This is a genomic window from Rhizobium lusitanum, from assembly GCF_014189535.1.
Lineage (GTDB): Bacteria > Pseudomonadota > Alphaproteobacteria > Rhizobiales > Rhizobiaceae > Rhizobium > Rhizobium lusitanum_C.
The window spans coordinates 1,509,176-1,524,922 of sequence record NZ_CP050308.1; the positions used below are offsets into that span (position 1 = coordinate 1,509,176).

The window sequence follows — 15,747 nt, forward strand, 5'->3', positions numbered from 1 at the left end:
CTTTACTGCGCAGCCTGGCGAGGCTGCAGCTTCTCGTCGATCTGGCGCGACAGGATGGCGGAGAATTCGTCCGCGAAGCCTTCCATGCGCCCCGACAGCTTGCCGGCATCGGCAGAAAACTTGTTGTAGGCGATAACCGCAGGAATAGCGGCGACAAGACCGATGGCGGTTGCGAGCAAAGCTTCGGCGATACCCGGAGCGACGACCGCGAGATTGGTCGACTTCGAACCGGCGATCGCCTGGAACGAGGTCATGATACCGACGACCGTACCGAACAGACCGATAAACGGACCGGCCGAGCCGATGGTCGCCAGCGATCCGAGGCGGGCGCCCAGATGTTCCGATTCACGCGCCAGCGTCACGTCCATGGCGCGGTCGATACGCATCTGCAGGCCGATCGGCGACCGTGCGCCGCGCTCGAACGACTTCTTCCATTCGCGCATGGCGGCGACGAAGATGGCGCTGAGGCCGGTATTGGTGCGCTCCGAAAGCGTGCGGTAGAGTTCCTCGAGCGACTGGCCAGACCAGAAGACCTGTTCGAAATGATCGAACTGCCGACGTGCCCGGGCAAAGCTCAGATATTTGTCGATGACGATCGCCCAGGTCCATACGGACGCTGCGAGCAGACCCAACATGACAAGCTTGACCACCAGGCCCGCCTGCATGAAGAGTGACCAGAGCGTGATGTCCGGTGTGGTGGCCGCGGCCAATGCTACTTGTTCCATTGATCCAAAATCCCCGAATCCAAACGCCCGGTGCTAGACCGGGCGGCTAAAAGTGATCTCACAAGAATTGTTTGGCAGCCGCCGCTGAACGCCCTGGTCAAGCCTTCCAAGCTATACTGCCTTCTTGCCGTCAAATTTGGTCAAAGGAAGGCGTGCACCGCACAAACTCTGACGCGATCAGTAAGACACTATTATGGTTAAAAGAATGTTAGCGTCGAAACATGAAAGATTTAACAGTGAAGGCTATTCTAGCTCCTGGAAAGAACTGACCGGGCGATGCCGGCGGCAGACGCAAACAGATCTTGCGCGCGGCAATTCCTTCACACAAAACTCATGTTTAAGCAAGAAGGCTTTTGGGCACCGCAACATTGACCCGCATAACGCCTCAAAAATCCGCAAGCAAACGCTAATGCGACACTAGACCGCAGCCGCCACCAGCATCTGCGCTGCCAACGTCTCCGGTAGCCGTCGCGGCCGCCCCTTGGCATTGATCACGGCAATGATGACCTTGGCGACGATCAGCAGCGTATCATCGCGCCGAATTTCCTGCGAAAGCACCATCTTGGCGCCGCCAGCCTTCTCGGCCGTGGTGTGGATCGTCAGAATATCGTCCATCCGCGCCGGCCCCTTGAAGTCGATCTCCATGCGATGGACGACGAAAACAAGCCCTTCTTCGTCGGCATTGAGAAGCTCGCGCTGCTCCACGCCGAGGCAGCGCAGATAGTCCGTGCGGCCGCGTTCGAGGAAATGTAGATAGCGCGCGTGATAGACGAGGCCGGAAAAATCCGTATCCTCGTAATAGACTCGCTGCACCAGCCGGTGGCTACCGGCTTCCAGTTCCCCGGCAATCAGAAAGGGGCTGTTCATCGTTGCCGCTTCTCCAAAAAATTATCGGGCTCTCTTTGGCCGAAGTTCTGCCATCAAGCAAGCTTTGAACAATTGTCACAGATTCTGACTATCCGGGATGGTGCCGGATAGCGAACGATGCAGAAGGAACGATCTCATGAAAATAGCGGTAATGGGCGGCGACGGTTTTATTGGTTGGCCCACCTCGCTGCATCTCTCCGATGCCGGTCATGAGGTCCATATTCTCGACAACCTCTCCCGCCGCTGGATCGACACCGAGCTTGGCGTGCAATCACTGACCCCGATGGATTCGATCCAGGAGCGCACCCGCATCTGGCACGCCGAGACCGGCCGCCGCATCCACTTCAACCTCATCGACCTTGCCAAGGACTATGAACTTTTGAAGAAGTGGCTGGCCGAACATCGCCCGGATGCCATCGTGCACTTCGCCGAGCAGCGCGCCGCCCCCTATTCGATGAAGAGCGACCGTCACAAGAATTATACGGTCAACAACAATGTCAGCGCCACGCACAATCTGCTGAATGCGCTGGTCGAGCTCAACCTCGACGCCCATCTCGTCCATTTGGGCACCATGGGCGTTTACGGCTATTCGACCGTCGGCGCCGCCATTCCGGAAGGCTACCTGCCGGTCGGCATCGAAACGGCTGATGGCCGCTCCGTCAGCCAGGAAATCCTCTATCCAGCCAATCCGGGCTCGATCTACCATATGACCAAGTGCCTGGATCAGCTTCTCTTCCAGTTCTACGCCAAGAACGACGGGCTTCGGATCACCGACCTGCATCAGGGCATCGTCTGGGGCACGCATACGGAACAGACACGCCGTCACGAACAATTGATCAACCGCTTCGACTATGACGGTGACTACGGCACCGTACTGAACCGCTTCCTCATCCAGGCTGCGATCGGCTATCCGCTGACGGTGCACGGCACCGGCGGCCAGACCCGCGCCTTCATCCATATCCAGGATTCGGTGCGCTGCATCGAGCTGGCGCTGAAGAACCCGCCGCCGCGCAATGCCCGCGTCGAAATCTTCAACCAGATGACGGAGACGCATCGCGTCCGCGATCTCGCCGAGATGATCGCCAAGATGAGCGGCGCGGAGATCGTCCGCCTGCCCAACCCGCGCAAGGAAGCGCCGGAAAACGACCTGATCGTCAAGAACGACAAGTTCCTCGATCTCGGCCTGGCGCCGACCACCTTGCAGGCGGGACTGCTCAGCGAGATCGTCGATGTCGCCCGGAAATACGCCTATCGCGTCGACCGCTCGCGCGTCCCGGCCGTTTCCGCCTGGACCAAGGACCTCGCGACGACGGTCAATCACGATCCCGAAGGCAAGCGATTGAAGTCCGTCTCATGATGTTCGGAAGCGAACAGCTGCAGGGGGTGCGGCCGCGCGCCAGATCACGGTCGCGGCAAGCCTTCGTCACGCTCGTCACCAACGCCGATTACGCCATGGGTGCGCTGGCACTGGCGCGCTCGATTACGCGCACCGGCACCAGGGCGGACATAGTCATACTGCACACAGCCGGCGTCGGTGAAAGCGACCTGGTGCCGCTGGAAGAACTCGGGTGCCGGCTGGTGGAGGCGGACCATCTACCTCTTTCCGACGAATTCAACGAGCGCCACGCACGCGGCAATCTCCACGCCAATGCGCCCTTCACCAAGGGTCGCAAGCCGTCCTTCCACTCGCCGCTCGATAATTTCTGCAAGCTTCGGCTCTGGCAGCTCATCGACTACGACACCTGCGTCTTCATCGACGCGGATGCGCTGGTGCTGAAGAATGTCGACAAGCTCTTCGACTATCCGGAATTCTCCGCCGCGCCGAATGTCTATGAGAGTCTGGCCGATTTTCACCGGATGAACTCCGGCGTCTTCGTCGCCAAGCCTTCGCTCGCAACCTTCAAGGACATGCTGACGCTGCTCGACAGCCCCGATATCTTCTGGCGGCGCACCGACCAGACCTTTCTCGAGACCTTCTTTCCGGACTGGCATGGCCTGCCGGTCTTCATGAACATGCTGCAATATGTGTGGTTCACCATGCCCGCGCTTTGGGACTGGAGCAGCATTTCGATCCTGCATTACCAATATGAGAAGCCTTGGGAAGAGAACCACCCGAAGGCCGACAGACTGAAACCACTGATCGATCTGTGGCACGAGTTCCATGCCGGTCGCGACGTGCCCGACATCGCCACCTTTGCCAATCCGGAAGTGGCCGCATGAAAGTCCTGGTATCGGGCGGAACAGGTCTTGTCGGCCGCTATATCGTCGAAGAACTGCTTTCCGCCGGATACCACGTTGCCGTCGGTGGTCGCCAGCCACCACAACCCGGTCTCTTTGCACAGCCCGTCACCTTCGTACCGCTGAGCCTTGATCCAGCTGAAAATCAAAGCGATGCGTTCGACGACGCCTATTTCTTCGTTCATGCGGCTTTCAGCCATGTCCCCGGCAAATATCGCGGCGGTGAGGGTAATGACGCCGAAGGTTTTCGCCGGCTCAATCTGGACGGCACCGTCAAGCTGTTCGAGACAGCAAAGCAGGCCGGCATCCGCCGCTGCATCTTTCTGTCATCACGCGCCGTCTATGGCGACCGGCCGGCCGGCGAGGTGCTGACGGAGGCAAACGAACCGGCGCCGAACACGCTTTATGGCGAAGTAAAGCGCGATGCCGAGCATGCACTCTTCTCGCTCGCCGCCCCGGGCTTTGCGACGGCAAGCCTCAGAGCCACCGGCGTCTATGGCGACCTCCGTCCAAACAAATGGGATGAGCTCTTCGCCGATTATCTTGCCGGGAAGCCCGTTGCCTCCCGCGCCGGAACCGAAGTCCATGGCCGCGATCTCGGCCGCGCCGTCCGCCTGCTGCTGGAGACCGAGACCAGCCGCGTCGATGGCCGGGCTTTCAATCTCTCCGACGTCCTGACCGACACGCATGAGATTCTCGGGCATCTGCAAAGGACAACTGGCTGTCCGCATGCCCTGCCCGCCCCGGCTCCGCGGGGTGTCGTTAGTGAGATGGACACATCGAAAATCCGTGCACTCGGCTGGCGCGGCGGCGGCGCAGCTCTGCTGAAAGAAGCCATAGAGAACCTGGCGAAAACCGCTCCGCAGCAGCATGCTTCTTTCAGCGCCTCCGGCTTGTGAGATCAGCGCGCCAAGGCCAGCGTGAAGCTCTGGAAAAGTTATCTATAAAAAAGCAATAACAGTTGAACGTCACGGGGATCGGCAAACGCTCTTGCCATCTGGTCGTGATTTTCACCCGATTTCGGAGATTTTGCAGCACATTCGGAGCAAAATAGCTGTTTGGGCGCCTCGAGTAGAGGCCCATCGAAACAACAGAGCACCTTCGAATCTCAGTGCGCCACTTGCCATTTTCCGCCTCAATATAGATTTTTCCTGACCTGCTATTGCCATCGTCTCGATTTTGTAGATTATTTTAGCGATAGAATCGCAATATTATCTATAATTTATGCAGAGGAGCGACAGCATGACCCACCCCACCGCCCGCCCCATCGAAAGCCGACTTACATCTCCCGTGCGAACCGCGCTGACAATCATTGCCGGCGCGGCGCTGATGACGATTGCCGCCAAGACACAGATTCCGTTCTGGCCCGTGCCCATGACCCTGCATACGCTTGCGGTCATGGCCTTCGCAGTCGCCTTTGGGCCGCGCATCGCCGTTGCAATTTTCCTGACCTATCTCGCAGCCGGAGCCGCAGGGCTGCCCGTCTTCTCCGGCTCGCCGGAGCGCGGCATCGGGCTTGCCTATATGGCCGGACCGACAGGCGGCTATCTTGCCGGTTATCTCGTGGCTTCCTGGCTGGTCGGCACGCTGGCGCTTGGCAAAGGCGCCCTCGGACGCATGGGCGCAATGCTTGCGGGGCTCGTGACCGTCTATGCGCTCGGCGCGGCATGGCTCGCAGCCTTCGTGCCACTTGACCGCCTGCTGAGCGTCGGCGTCATTCCGTTCCTGCTTGGCGACCTCGCAAAAATCGGTCTTGTCGCAGCGGGTGGAGCGATGTTGCCGGCAGTGTTCACGCAGTTTCGGGGTAAACGCTCATGATGGCGGCGGACGGGACGATCCGGCATGACTGGGGTATCGACGAAATTGTCGTCCTCCATAATCTGCCTTTGCTGGAGCTGGTCGGTCGGGCCAATGCCGTGCACCGCATGCATCACGACCCAAACAAGGTTCAGAAGGCCAGCCTGCTGTCCATCAAGACCGGCGGCTGCCCGGAAGATTGCGCCTATTGCCCACAATCGGCGCATCATCGCGAGGTCGATCTGACCCGCGACAGGCTGATGGATCCTGAAAGCGTGGTGGCAATGGCGGCGACCGCCAAGGCGGCAGGAGTCGAACGCTTCTGCATGGGCGCGGCCTGGCGCCAGGTCCGCGACGGCCGCGAGTTCGATGCCGTCCTCTCGATGGTCGAGGGCGTCCGCGCACTCGGCATGGAAGCTTGCGTCACGCTCGGCATGCTGAAACCCCACCAGGCCGAACGGCTCGCCGCCGCCGGCCTCACCGCCTACAACCACAATCTCGACACCAGCCCGGAATTCTACGGGCAGATCATCACGACGCGCACCTATCAGGACCGCCTGGATACGCTGGCAACGGTGCGCTCCTTCGGCATCGACCTGTGTTGTGGCGGCATTATCGGCATGGGCGAGACGATCCGCGACCGTGCCTCGATGCTGCATATCCTTGCGAGAATGGAGCCGCACCCTGAAAGCGTGCCGATCAACGCGCTTGTTCCCGTCGAGGGCACGCCTCTGGCAAAGCGGCCGGCGATAGATCCGCTGGAGCTCGTGCGTATGGTAGCCACGGCCCGCCTCGTCATGCCGGCCTCGATGGTACGGCTTTCAGCCGGCCGGTCGAACCTCAATCGCGAAGCACAGATCCTGTGTCTTGTCGCAGGCGCCAACTCGGTCTTCTATGGCGATACGCTGCTGACGACGCCCAATGCCGGCATTGGCGAAGACGCCGAACTCTTCGCCGCAATCGGGGAGCTGGAATGCGGCCACGTTTCCGCTTCCGCGGCGTGAGCAAAGGGAAGTAACCAAGAAGAAGAACTTATCGACGGCAAGGCGACTAGCGCATCAGCGTCGCTTCGTCCCAGCCAAGCTCTGCCAATTCCTCGCCGCGAAACCTGGCATCATCGGCAACGATGAATTCATCCAGTTGCGGCGGGGCGACGCTGCTGCCGGCTAGCATGGCATGCACCTGGCCACGATGATGGGTCCGGTGCTGGAAAAGATGGCTGAGCACGTCCTCGGCACGCTCCCGCTGGATGCGATTGCCGCGATGAAGGTCGATCACCCTTGCCAGCGCATCGGGATCGAGTGTCTCGCAAACAGTGACAAGCCGCCGGTCGACGCTACCCTGCTCGACCGACAGAGCTTCGAGCGTGTCGAACGGATCGTCGACCTCGAAAGCCTTCATGCCGAGCGTGCCGCCTTCCAGCGCATCGACGTAAAACCAGTCGACGATCAGGATATGATTGAGCGTCGCCTTGATCGAGGGAAAGAAACTGACACGTTTCGCCTCGAATTCGCCGGGCTGAAGCGCCGCGCAGGCCCGATACAGCCGGGCGTTCGCCAAGGCATTGTTATAGGCCAGCTTGCGGAAGACGCGGGTCGGATCGAAAGCGGACATTCGGCACTCCCCCTCTAGGCTTTGTCCAGATCGCCATCCCGCCAGACCAGATGACGCGGCGCCAACGGCAGGTTCTCGATCTCGTCTGCAATGAAATAGGGAGGAATATCGAGTGCGACCAGCGCCTCTTTCGTCGCCCGCACCCATTTGAATTCGAGATGGTTGCCGCCATCTTCGATGCGGTGGACGATCTCCTCAGGGTGGAACGGGAAACTTTGCGGGATATCCATCAGATAATAGAGCCCCAGTTCGTGCCAATCGCGCTGCTCATAATGGAAGAAATTCTCCACCATCCAGAGCAGTCGCCCGACCGTTACCTCGACGCCCAGCTCCTCGACCATCTCCCGCCGCAACGTCTCCTCCGACGTCTCGCCAATCTCGGCACGGCCACCCGGAAAGGTCCAGAACGGCTCATGCTCGGCGCGATGGACGAGCACATATCCATCGCGAAAGCCAAGGCCAGCAATGCGCATCTGAAACCGGGATTGACCGGCGTTCAGCCTGATGAGCTTACGTTTCGGCATTGCCCTCACCCAGATCGATCACGACGATTTCCGGCGGCACGCCAAAACGAACCGGCGCTACGGAACAGCCGAGGCCGCCGGAGACGATAAGATGACGCTGCCCTTCAATGATATGGCCATACAGATATCTATCGCCATACCGCGACGGCAGATAAGGCGACCAGCCGAGAATCCGGATCTGCCCGCCATGCGTATGACCAGACAAGGTCAACGACACACGCGACGGCACCGTCGGGAAAACATCGGGCTCATGCGCCAGCAGGATGACAGGCGCGTCGTCATTGATCTGCGCCAGCGTGCCATTGAGATCATCGAGCCCCTTTGTCACCGGGCGCTTCCAGCGGACGCTCCGGCGCAAAGCTAACTGGTCTTCGAGACCCGCCAGCCAAAAACCGTGCCCATCTTTTTCCAGGCGAGCCGCGCGATTGGAATAGACTGGAATTCCAACATCGGCCAAGGCCTTGTGGCTGAAGGTCGGGCCGTAGCCGCTCTTTTGAGCGGCTGCATCATGCCACCAGTCGTGGTTGCCGATGATGGCATGCACCCCGAGCGGCGCGTTCAAGCCCGCCAGCTCTGCCGCCCAGATATGATGGTCCACACGAGCGGTGATCAGATCCGTTCCCGACGTATAATCTCCGAGCAGGACGATCAGATCGCCGCCGAGGCCGTTGGCATGGGTACAGATGGAAGCGATGCGATCAGCTGTCATCCAGGGCTCGCACGCATGAAAATCGGTCAGTACGACGATCCTCATTTTCAGCCCCGGCGTCCAGCCGGGCGGCGTCAGCTGATAGCGGGTCACGCTCAGACGGACGACCGGCTCATATCCGAAGGCATAGCCGCCAAGCGCCATCAGCCCGGCGACGCTCCCGCCGAAAAGCTTCAGGAAACCGCGACGGCTGATCACTCAGCATCTCCCTGGAACAGCCCGAACTGCGCCGCTTCCAGGTCCTTCGGCGGCTGCATATCAAGATGTTTCCAGGCGATCGCCGTCAGTACGCGACCACGCGGCGTGCGCTGGATAAAACCCTGCTGGATCATATAGGGTTCGATAATATCCTCGATCGCGTCGCGCGGTTCGGAAAGGCCCGCGGCGATGGTTTCGATACCGACCGGGCCACCGCCGAAATTGACGGCGATCATGTTGAGATAGCGCTTGTCGAGCTGATCGAAGCCGACATTGTCGACCAGTAATCGTGTCAGCGCCTCATCGGCGATCTCGCGGGTCACCGCCTCGGCCTTGGCGACCTCGGCAAAATCGCGCACGCGGCGCAACAGGCGGCCGGCGATGCGCGGCGTGCCGCGAGCGCGCCTGGCAATCTCACGCGCACCCTCTTCGGTGATACCAAGCCCCATCAATCGCGCACCGCGCCTGACGATCAGCTCCAGCTCCTCGACCGTGTAGAAACTCAAACGGACCGGAATACCGAAACGATCGCGCAGCGGCGTCGTCAGCAGGCCGAGACGGGTGGTGGCAGCGACCAGCGTGAATTTCGCCAGATCGATCTTGACTGAGCGCGCGGCCGGGCCTTCGCCGATAATCAGGTCGAGCTGGAAATCCTCCATGGCCGGATAGAGGATTTCCTCGACTGCCGGACTGAGACGATGGATTTCATCGATGAAGAGCACATCGCGCTCTTCAAGGTTGGTCAGAAGAGCCGCGAGATCGCCGGCCTTGGCAATGACAGGGCCAGAGGTCGAGCGAAAATTGACGCCGAGTTCCTTGGCCATGATCTGCGCCAGCGTCGTCTTGCCGAGGCCGGGTGGGCCGACGAACAGCACATGATCCAGCGCCTCGCCACGCCCCTTGGCGGCTTCGATGAAGACCTTGAGATTGGCGCGGGCATCCGCCTGGCCGGTGAATTCGTCCAGCGATTGCGGCCTGAGCGTCACATCCAGGTCTTCGCCCCGCTTTTCCGGCGATATCAGACGCGCGGCTTCACTCATGTCAGACGTTCCATTCCCGGTATGCGTTTCGCGGCTTTGGTATCGAGGGTCACGACGACGGCGCCATGATCTACCCCTCCGTGATCATCGTTCTGCGGAAGAGCGTCACGAGTCGATCCCCTTACTTTGAGACAATAGTAAGGAATGGCAACAGGTGCAAAGAATCACCGCGACAGTTCCCTCAAGCCCAGCCGGATCAGCTTGGCGCTATCGGCCTCGTCTCCGGCCACCTTCATCGCGGCCGCGATGGCATTCGCGGCCTGCTCACGGGAATAACCGAGATTGGTGAGCGCCGAGACGGCATCGGATACGGGTGCCGAGGCGACACCCTCGCCCAGGTCCTGCTTGAGGCCAATATTCGTCGCCTCACCGGCAAAGGCCGGCACCTTGTTTTTCAGTTCGGTGACAATCCGCATCGCCACTTTTGGCCCGACGCCCGGCGCTCGCGACACCGACATGCGGTCCTGCAGCGCAATGGCATTGGCAAGTTCCGACGGCGTCAGCGTCGACAGCAGCGCCAACGCCACCTTGGCGCCGACACCCTGCACGGTCTGCAGAAGGTTGAACCATTCCCGCTCGAGCACCGCCATGAAGCCGAAAAGCCGGATCTGATCTTCACGGACATAGGTCTCGATGAAGAGAATACAGGCCTCGCCGACCGAGCCGAGCTTCGACAGTGTCCGCGCCGAGCAATAGGCGACGTAGCAGACGCCATGCACGTCCACGAGCGCGTAGTCCTCGCCAATCTCTTCGATAGTGCCTTTCAGCTTGCCGATCATGAATGATGTCCGTCAGGGATGGGTTTCGGGAGTGATGAGGTCAAGCAAAGGAAAGTAGGAACGATAACCCTTAGGATCTCGCGTCAGTATGGAATAGCCGCGCACGGCAGCATGCGCGCCAATCAGAAAATCAGGAAGGATGCGCTCTCTCCCGCCACCAGCCTGACGGTAGACCCTAAAGGCCGCCGCCGCGCAAATGCTGCCGACCAGGGCAGGCTCTCCCGGCGAAATTCGCTTTGCGGCAATAGCTCGTCCACGCGATCCATGCTGCTGTAACGCACCGAGAATTCCGCATAGATGATGGGATTGATAACGACCGGCCCCTGCTTGAAAGCAGAAAAAACCTGTCCACTGGACCAACCATGCCAAGCTGAACCGGGTATAGCCAAATCAACCAGCACATTCGTATCGACGATCGTGACCATGATTACCGGTCACGCGTCATCGACATCAACGCGTCGGCATCGATATCCTGATCGCCGGTACCTTCCAGGCGTTTGAGAGTGGCCATGAACCGATCGAGCCGCTGCCGATCTTCGATCTCTCGCTTACCGTTCTTGGGCGAAACAACCAGCTTTCCGTCCTCGACGGAAAATATGACTTCGCTGTTGATCTCTATGCCGGCCAACTCGCGCAAATCGCGGGGAATGGTCACCTGCCCTTTGGATGTAACGCGCATTCTTGCTCTCCAGATGTCGCGGTAAGAATTATCATTACCATGAGAACAAGTAAAGAACAAACTACCCCGCCAATGCCGCCTGTCGCATCCGGTTGGCGCCGCGATTATGGGCGTGACAAATAGCGATGGCGAGCGCATCGGCCGCGTCATCGCCTTTGAATTCCGCTTTCGGCATCAGGATCTTCAGCATCATGTGGATCTGACGCTTCTCGCCATGGCCGACACCGATGACCGCTTTCTTCACCGCATTCGGCGCATATTCGGCAACCGGCAACCCAGCGCGCGCCGGCACCAGCATGGCGATGCCGCGCGCCTGGCCGAGCTTCAGCGTCGCCACCGCATCCTTGTTGACGAAGGTCTGTTCGACGGCGGCTTCATCCGGCTTGTAGCTATGGACGATATCGGCAAGTCCGTCGTGAAGTTGGCAAAGACGGGAGGCGAGATCCATGTCGCCATCCGAGGTCACCGTTCCCGAAGCGACGAAGCGCAAGGAATTGCCAAGCGTGTCGATGACGCCCCAGCCCGTGCGGCGCAGGCCCGGATCAATGCCGATGATGCGAATCGTGTTTTGCATGGGTCAACCTATCTTTCGAGGGTCAGATGTGCCAGCAAAATGTGAACAAAACAAAAACAAACCATTGGTGATTGCCCATTTCCACCGTCTTCAAGGCGCGATGAGGAAAATGCCGAATAGGGTTTGGATTGACGCGTCCGCACTCCTACATGGGAAGCATCACTCCTCCCTTTCACCACGCAGGTCTCTTGCCATGGTTCCCTTTTCTATCCTCGATCTTTCGCCCGTTGCCGAAGGCAGCACTGTCAGCCAATCCTTTGAAGGCTCCAAAAGGATGGCACAGAAGGCGGAGGAGCTTGGCTACACGCGATTCTGGCTGGCCGAGCATCACGGCATGCCCGGTGTCGCCAGCGCCGCCACGGCGGTCGTAATCGGCCATGTCGGAGCCGCGACCTCGCGCATCCGCATCGGCTCGGGCGGCGTCATGCTGCCGAACCATGCGCCGCTGGTGATCGCCGAGCAGTTCGGTACGCTGGAAGCCCTGTTCCCCGGTCGCGTCGATCTGGGCCTTGGTCGCGCGCCGGGCACGGATATGCGCACCGCCCAGGCACTGCGACGTAATCTCGACGCCGGCGCCCAGAGCTTCCCGAACGATATCATCGAGCTGCAACATCTCTTCAGCCCCGCCGACGAGAACCAATCGATCCTCGCCGTGCCCGGCAACGGCGCCAATATCCCGATCTGGCTGCTCGGATCCAGCCACTACAGCGCCCATCTCGCTGCCATGCTCGGCCTGCCCTATGCCTTTGCCTCGCATTTCGCTCCGGAAGCGCTGCTCGACGCTGTCGCCATCTACCGCGACCGCTTCACGCCGTCGGCAACCCTCGACAAACCCTATGTCATGGTCGGCGTCATGGGTTCGATGGCAGATACGGACGAGGAAGCGCAATATCACTTTACCTCCGCCGAGCAGCAGTTCGTCAATCTGCGCCGCAACGTCCGCGCCCCTTCCCGCGTCCGCGCAAGGACATGGACGATTTCTGGACGCCGATGGAAAAGCTGAACGTCGAGCACACGCTGCGCTACGCCGTCGTCGGCTCGCCCGCGACTGCCGAGGCCAAGCTCTCGCAATTCATCAAGGATACGGAAGCCAACGAGGTCATCATCTCGATGCCAGTCCACGACATCGAGGCACGACTGAAGTCGGTGGAGCTGTTCGCCGCGTTGCCGAGCTTCCAGAAGGCAGCGTAACCACCTCCTCCTTGATTGGGGGAGGTCGCGCGGAACGCACGGGTGGGGGGTGACGCTCGGTATCCGCAGAAGATCACCCCACCCCGGACCTTCGGTCCGACCCTCCCCATCAAGGGGAGGGTAGATCAAGCCGAAAGCTTGGCCATGACCTCTTCGGAGACTTCGAAGTTCGAGTAGACGTTCTGCACGTCGTCGTCGTCTTCCAGGCTGTCGATGAGCCGCATCAGCGACTGCGCCTTTTCTTCATCGACCGGCACATTGTTCTGGGCACGCCAGATCACTTTGACGGTTTCAGCTTCGCCGAGCGTCGCTTCCAGTGCCTTGGCAACTTCGTTCATCGCTTCGAAGCCGCAGATGATGCTGTGGCCTTCCTCGTCGCTCTCGACATCATCGGCGCCAGCTTCGATCGCTGCTTCCATGACCTTGTCGGCATCGCCGACTGCGGATTTGTAGGTGATCTCACCGACATGATCGAAGGAGAAGGAGACGGAGCCGGTTTCGCCAAGCGCGCCGCCAGCCTTGGCGAAGGTCGAACGGACGTTGGAGGCCGTACGGTTACGGTTGTCGGTCAGCGCCTCGACGATGATCGCCGTGCCACCGGGGCCATAGCCTTCGTAGCGCACTTCCTCGTAGTTTTCCGCGTCATTGCCGGACGCCTTCTTGATGGCGCGCTCGATAACGTCCTTCGGCAGCGACTGCGCCTTGGCGTTCTGGATCGCCAGGCGCAAGCGGGAGTTCATGCTAGGATCAGGCAGCCCCCCCTTGGCGGCGACGGTGATTTCACGCGCCAGCTTGGAGAACATTTTCGAACGCACCGAGTCCTGACGACCCTTGCGATGCATGATGTTTTTAAACTGTGAATGGCCAGCCATGGCACCCCTGTTCACGTCTTTTGTTGGGAATGGGCCGCCTTATAAGAGCGAAGCCGCCTTCATTCAAGCAAAAAGCCCGCAAGGACGGCTCACCCACTGTGATCGAACGCAAATATGCCCGGTGAAAGCACTATACCGATCGGCTCAAAGCCCCTTCAGCACGTAGATCAACGGCTTGCGCGGCAGGGTCTTCAACGACACCGTGGTCGTCGCGCCAGGCGCATAGCCGATGTCAAACTCCGGGCCGAAAAGAGCCAGGAATTGATCGACCGGCGGCCCCCAGCGATGCATCGGCAGGATAAGCGAGGAGCGTAGCCGCTTCACCACACGGCTCATGCTGTCCGCGCCCATGGTCAGCCCACCGTCGACCGGCACCATGACGACATCGAGCCGGCCGATCTCGGCATATTGCTTGTCGTTGAGCTCGAAGTGCAGGTGTCCCAGATGGCCGATGCAAAGGCCGGCCACTTCGAAGATGAAGATGGAATTGCCGTTGGGCTCGATACCACCGGACCATGAGCGGATGTCGGTCACCACGTTGCGGATCAGCGTGTCGCCGACTGTCACATTGACCTTTGCCGGCTCGCCGGGCACATCGCTCCAGCCATGCAGCACATGCCTGATCGCCGGGTCCGGCATCAGCGTGTAATGCGTCGGATGGGCCTTGTTCATCGCGACTGCGGTCGGCGTGTAGGGTGGCGGATAGGTGCCGCTGAAATCGGTCGCGATCGAGACACCGCCGGGCGTTTCGATGAAGAAGGTGGCGTGACCGAGGAAGGTGATTCTGACGTCGCCGTTGACGGGATTGTTGGCGAGCGTCGGACCGGGACCGGAAAAACTAGCGAATGTTGCCTTCGGCAGCGACTGCGCGATCGCCTGGCATTGGCTGGGTTGAGGGCGGGAAGGTCTTTCCTGGGCGTCAGCAACACTCCAACCCGCCAAGGTCAGCAGGAAGGCCACGGCGAAGACAGGAAATCGCAAGATCATGCCACCCCCTCAAGCCTCACGGAAGCGGGGAGGATGCGGCATGGCTTGAGGCAGGTCCAGCGGCAATCCGATGAGGATTGCTCACAATCGCGTCATTGCTGCCGGACGATGAATGATTGGGCAGCCGTTAGCGCCAGAACTCCGGAATGGTCTCGGCCAGACGCGGTCCAAGCCTCAGCGGCGCGATCTTTTCAGCAAGCCCCGTTGCATCCGAAATCTCCACGCCGACACCGCAGATGGTGGCCGGGCCGGAGGCCGCCTCGAAACGACCCTTCGGCATTTTCGAGATGAAGCGGTTGAGTGGCTCTTCCTTCTCCATGCCCAGCGACGAATCGTAATCGCCGCACATGCCGGCATCCGACATATAAGCGGTGCCGCCGTTCAGGATCTGCGCGTCGGCGGTCGGCACATGCGTATGCGTGCCGACGACGAAGCTGGCGCGGCCATCGACGAAATGGCCGAAACACTGCTTCTCGCTGGTCGCCTCGGCGTGAAAATCGAAGATGATCGCATCCGCCTGTTCCTTCAACGGGCAGGCAGCAAGGATAGCTTCCGCCGACTTGAAGGGATCGTCCAGCTCGGGATGCATGAAGACACGGCCCATGATGTTGGCGACGAGCACGCGGGCGCCGTTGCGGGCATAATAGATGCTCGAACCGCGACCAGGCGTGCCGGCTGGATAATTGGCCGGGCGCAGGAACTGGTCATGGCGGTCGCAGAAAACCACCGCTTCCTTCTGATCCCAGACGTGATTGCCTGTGGTCACCACATCGGCGCCGGCATTGATCGTTTCCAGGAAGATATCCTCGGTGATGCCGAAGCCGCCGGCGGCGTTCTCGCCATTGACGATGACGAAGTCGAGCTTCAGATCAGAAACCAGACCCGGCAGGCGATCCCATACCGCAACGCGTCCGGTCTTTCCGACCATGTCACCCAAAAAAAGCAGCCGCATT

The 15,747-nt window shown here is 60.2% G+C and carries 17 protein-coding genes and 2 pseudogenes; 6 read left to right on the forward strand and 13 right to left on the reverse strand.

The features are described 5' to 3' along the window. Positions 1-2: 2 nt before the first annotated feature. Positions 3-725 (reverse strand): protein TolQ, encoded by a 723-nt coding sequence (gene tolQ, locus HB780_RS21030; protein WP_183696052.1) that lies wholly within the window; start codon positions 723-725, stop codon positions 3-5. A gap of 417 nt (positions 726-1,142) precedes the next feature. Further along, a complete protein-coding gene (gene ybgC / locus HB780_RS21035) occupies positions 1,143-1,592 on the reverse strand; it encodes a tol-pal system-associated acyl-CoA thioesterase (protein WP_183696055.1) in 450 nt (149 codons plus the stop codon). Between the two features lie 136 nt (positions 1,593-1,728). Here ybgC and HB780_RS21040 point away from each other — a divergent pair, with 136 nt between their 5' ends. From HB780_RS21040 to bioB, 5 genes are all read left to right on the forward strand, one after another. Then, positions 1,729-2,949 (forward strand): NAD-dependent epimerase/dehydratase family protein, encoded by a 1,221-nt coding sequence (locus HB780_RS21040; protein ID WP_183696058.1) that lies wholly within the window; start codon positions 1,729-1,731, stop codon positions 2,947-2,949. Next, positions 2,949-3,812 carry a glycosyltransferase gene (locus HB780_RS21045; RefSeq protein ID WP_183697324.1) on the forward strand — a complete coding sequence of 288 codons (864 nt, stop codon included), beginning with the start codon at positions 2,949-2,951 and terminating at the stop codon, positions 3,810-3,812. Before HB780_RS21040 ends, HB780_RS21045 begins: the two co-directional genes overlap by 1 nt. Then, on the forward strand, positions 3,809-4,729 hold the full coding sequence (locus HB780_RS21050; protein WP_183696061.1) for an NAD-dependent epimerase/dehydratase family protein: 921 nt from the start codon (positions 3,809-3,811) through the stop codon (positions 4,727-4,729). The genes HB780_RS21045 and HB780_RS21050 overlap by 4 nt, the downstream gene beginning before the upstream one ends. Before the next feature lie 343 nt (positions 4,730-5,072). Further along, positions 5,073-5,648 (forward strand): biotin transporter BioY, encoded by a 576-nt coding sequence (locus HB780_RS21055; protein ID WP_183696064.1) that lies wholly within the window; start codon positions 5,073-5,075, stop codon positions 5,646-5,648. Then, a complete protein-coding gene (gene bioB / locus HB780_RS21060; RefSeq protein WP_183696066.1) occupies positions 5,645-6,631 on the forward strand; it encodes a biotin synthase BioB in 987 nt (328 codons plus the stop codon). Before HB780_RS21055 ends, bioB begins: the two co-directional genes overlap by 4 nt. A 46-nt stretch (positions 6,632-6,677) precedes the next feature. Here bioB and HB780_RS21065 read toward each other — a convergent pair whose 3' ends face one another. The 8 genes and pseudogenes from HB780_RS21065 to ruvC all read right to left on the reverse strand — a co-directional run bounded on the left by HB780_RS21065 (position 6,678) and on the right by ruvC (position 11,744). Further along, entirely contained in the window at positions 6,678-7,241 is a 564-nt protein-coding gene (locus tag HB780_RS21065) for a DinB family protein (RefSeq protein ID WP_183696068.1), read from the reverse strand. 14 nt (positions 7,242-7,255) lie between these two features. Further along, positions 7,256-7,765, reverse strand: a complete 510-nt coding sequence (locus HB780_RS21070; RefSeq protein WP_183696071.1) for an NUDIX hydrolase — start codon at positions 7,763-7,765, stop codon at positions 7,256-7,258. After that, positions 7,752-8,672: a metallophosphoesterase gene (locus tag HB780_RS21075; protein ID WP_183696074.1), complete on the reverse strand. Its 921-nt coding sequence runs from the start codon at positions 8,670-8,672 to the stop codon at positions 7,752-7,754. Before HB780_RS21075 ends, HB780_RS21070 begins: the two co-directional genes overlap by 14 nt. After that, complete coding sequence (gene ruvB / locus HB780_RS21080) at positions 8,669-9,712, reverse strand: Holliday junction branch migration DNA helicase RuvB (RefSeq protein ID WP_183696077.1); 1,044 nt, start codon at positions 9,710-9,712, stop codon at positions 8,669-8,671. Before ruvB ends, HB780_RS21075 begins: the two co-directional genes overlap by 4 nt. A 164-nt stretch (positions 9,713-9,876) precedes the next feature. After that, complete coding sequence (gene ruvA, locus HB780_RS21085) at positions 9,877-10,491, reverse strand: Holliday junction branch migration protein RuvA (RefSeq protein WP_183696080.1); 615 nt, start codon at positions 10,489-10,491, stop codon at positions 9,877-9,879. 12 nt (positions 10,492-10,503) lie between these two features. Beyond that, positions 10,504-10,916 (reverse strand): annotated as a pseudogene (locus HB780_RS21090) (type II toxin-antitoxin system VapC family toxin). A gap of 2 nt (positions 10,917-10,918) precedes the next feature. Beyond that, on the reverse strand, positions 10,919-11,170 hold the full coding sequence (locus tag HB780_RS21095; RefSeq protein ID WP_183696083.1) for an AbrB/MazE/SpoVT family DNA-binding domain-containing protein: 252 nt from the start codon (positions 11,168-11,170) through the stop codon (positions 10,919-10,921). A 61-nt stretch (positions 11,171-11,231) separates the two neighbouring features. Beyond that, a complete protein-coding gene (gene ruvC, locus HB780_RS21100; RefSeq protein WP_183696085.1) occupies positions 11,232-11,744 on the reverse strand; it encodes a crossover junction endodeoxyribonuclease RuvC in 513 nt (170 codons plus the stop codon). Positions 11,745-11,937: 193 nt separating this feature from the next. Between ruvC and HB780_RS21105 the strand changes: the two are divergent. Next, positions 11,938-12,935 (forward strand): annotated as a pseudogene (locus HB780_RS21105) (LLM class flavin-dependent oxidoreductase). Positions 12,936-13,060: 125 nt separating this feature from the next. Here the strand turns inward: HB780_RS21105 and HB780_RS21110 are convergent. The 3 genes from HB780_RS21110 to HB780_RS21120 form a co-directional block, all read right to left on the reverse strand. Further along, positions 13,061-13,807: a YebC/PmpR family DNA-binding transcriptional regulator gene (locus HB780_RS21110; RefSeq protein WP_183696090.1), complete on the reverse strand. Its 747-nt coding sequence runs from the start codon at positions 13,805-13,807 to the stop codon at positions 13,061-13,063. A 144-nt stretch (positions 13,808-13,951) separates the two neighbouring features. Beyond that, positions 13,952-14,794, reverse strand: coding sequence for an MBL fold metallo-hydrolase (locus tag HB780_RS21115; protein ID WP_183696093.1), 843 nt, complete (start codon positions 14,792-14,794; stop codon positions 13,952-13,954). Positions 14,795-14,921: 127 nt separating this feature from the next. Then, positions 14,922-15,746 carry a TIGR00282 family metallophosphoesterase gene (locus HB780_RS21120; protein WP_183696096.1) on the reverse strand — a complete coding sequence of 275 codons (825 nt, stop codon included), beginning with the start codon at positions 15,744-15,746 and terminating at the stop codon, positions 14,922-14,924. Position 15,747 lies beyond the last annotated feature (1 nt).

Coding starts and splice junctions, on each gene's coding strand:
- tolQ (WP_183696052.1), bottom strand. CDS start 725: ATGGAACAAGTAGCATTGGCCGCGGCCACCACACCGGACATCACGCTC.
- ybgC (WP_183696055.1), bottom strand. CDS start 1,592: ATGAACAGCCCCTTTCTGATTGCCGGGGAACTGGAAGCCGGTAGCCAC.
- HB780_RS21040 (WP_183696058.1), top strand. CDS start 1,729: ATGAAAATAGCGGTAATGGGCGGCGACGGTTTTATTGGTTGGCCCACC.
- HB780_RS21045 (WP_183697324.1), top strand. CDS start 2,949: ATGTTCGGAAGCGAACAGCTGCAGGGGGTGCGGCCGCGCGCCAGATCA.
- HB780_RS21050 (WP_183696061.1), top strand. CDS start 3,809: ATGAAAGTCCTGGTATCGGGCGGAACAGGTCTTGTCGGCCGCTATATC.
- HB780_RS21055 (WP_183696064.1), top strand. CDS start 5,073: ATGACCCACCCCACCGCCCGCCCCATCGAAAGCCGACTTACATCTCCC.
- bioB (WP_183696066.1), top strand. CDS start 5,645: ATGATGGCGGCGGACGGGACGATCCGGCATGACTGGGGTATCGACGAA.
- HB780_RS21065 (WP_183696068.1), bottom strand. CDS start 7,241: ATGTCCGCTTTCGATCCGACCCGCGTCTTCCGCAAGCTGGCCTATAAC.
- HB780_RS21070 (WP_183696071.1), bottom strand. CDS start 7,765: ATGCCGAAACGTAAGCTCATCAGGCTGAACGCCGGTCAATCCCGGTTT.
- ruvB (WP_183696077.1), bottom strand. CDS start 9,712: ATGAGTGAAGCCGCGCGTCTGATATCGCCGGAAAAGCGGGGCGAAGAC.
- ruvA (WP_183696080.1), bottom strand. CDS start 10,491: ATGATCGGCAAGCTGAAAGGCACTATCGAAGAGATTGGCGAGGACTAC.
- HB780_RS21095 (WP_183696083.1), bottom strand. CDS start 11,170: ATGCGCGTTACATCCAAAGGGCAGGTGACCATTCCCCGCGATTTGCGC.
- ruvC (WP_183696085.1), bottom strand. CDS start 11,744: ATGCAAAACACGATTCGCATCATCGGCATTGATCCGGGCCTGCGCCGC.
- HB780_RS21110 (WP_183696090.1), bottom strand. CDS start 13,807: ATGGCTGGCCATTCACAGTTTAAAAACATCATGCATCGCAAGGGTCGT.
- HB780_RS21115 (WP_183696093.1), bottom strand. CDS start 14,794: ATGATCTTGCGATTTCCTGTCTTCGCCGTGGCCTTCCTGCTGACCTTG.
- HB780_RS21120 (WP_183696096.1), bottom strand. CDS start 15,746: ATGCGGCTGCTTTTTTTGGGTGACATGGTCGGAAAGACCGGACGCGTT.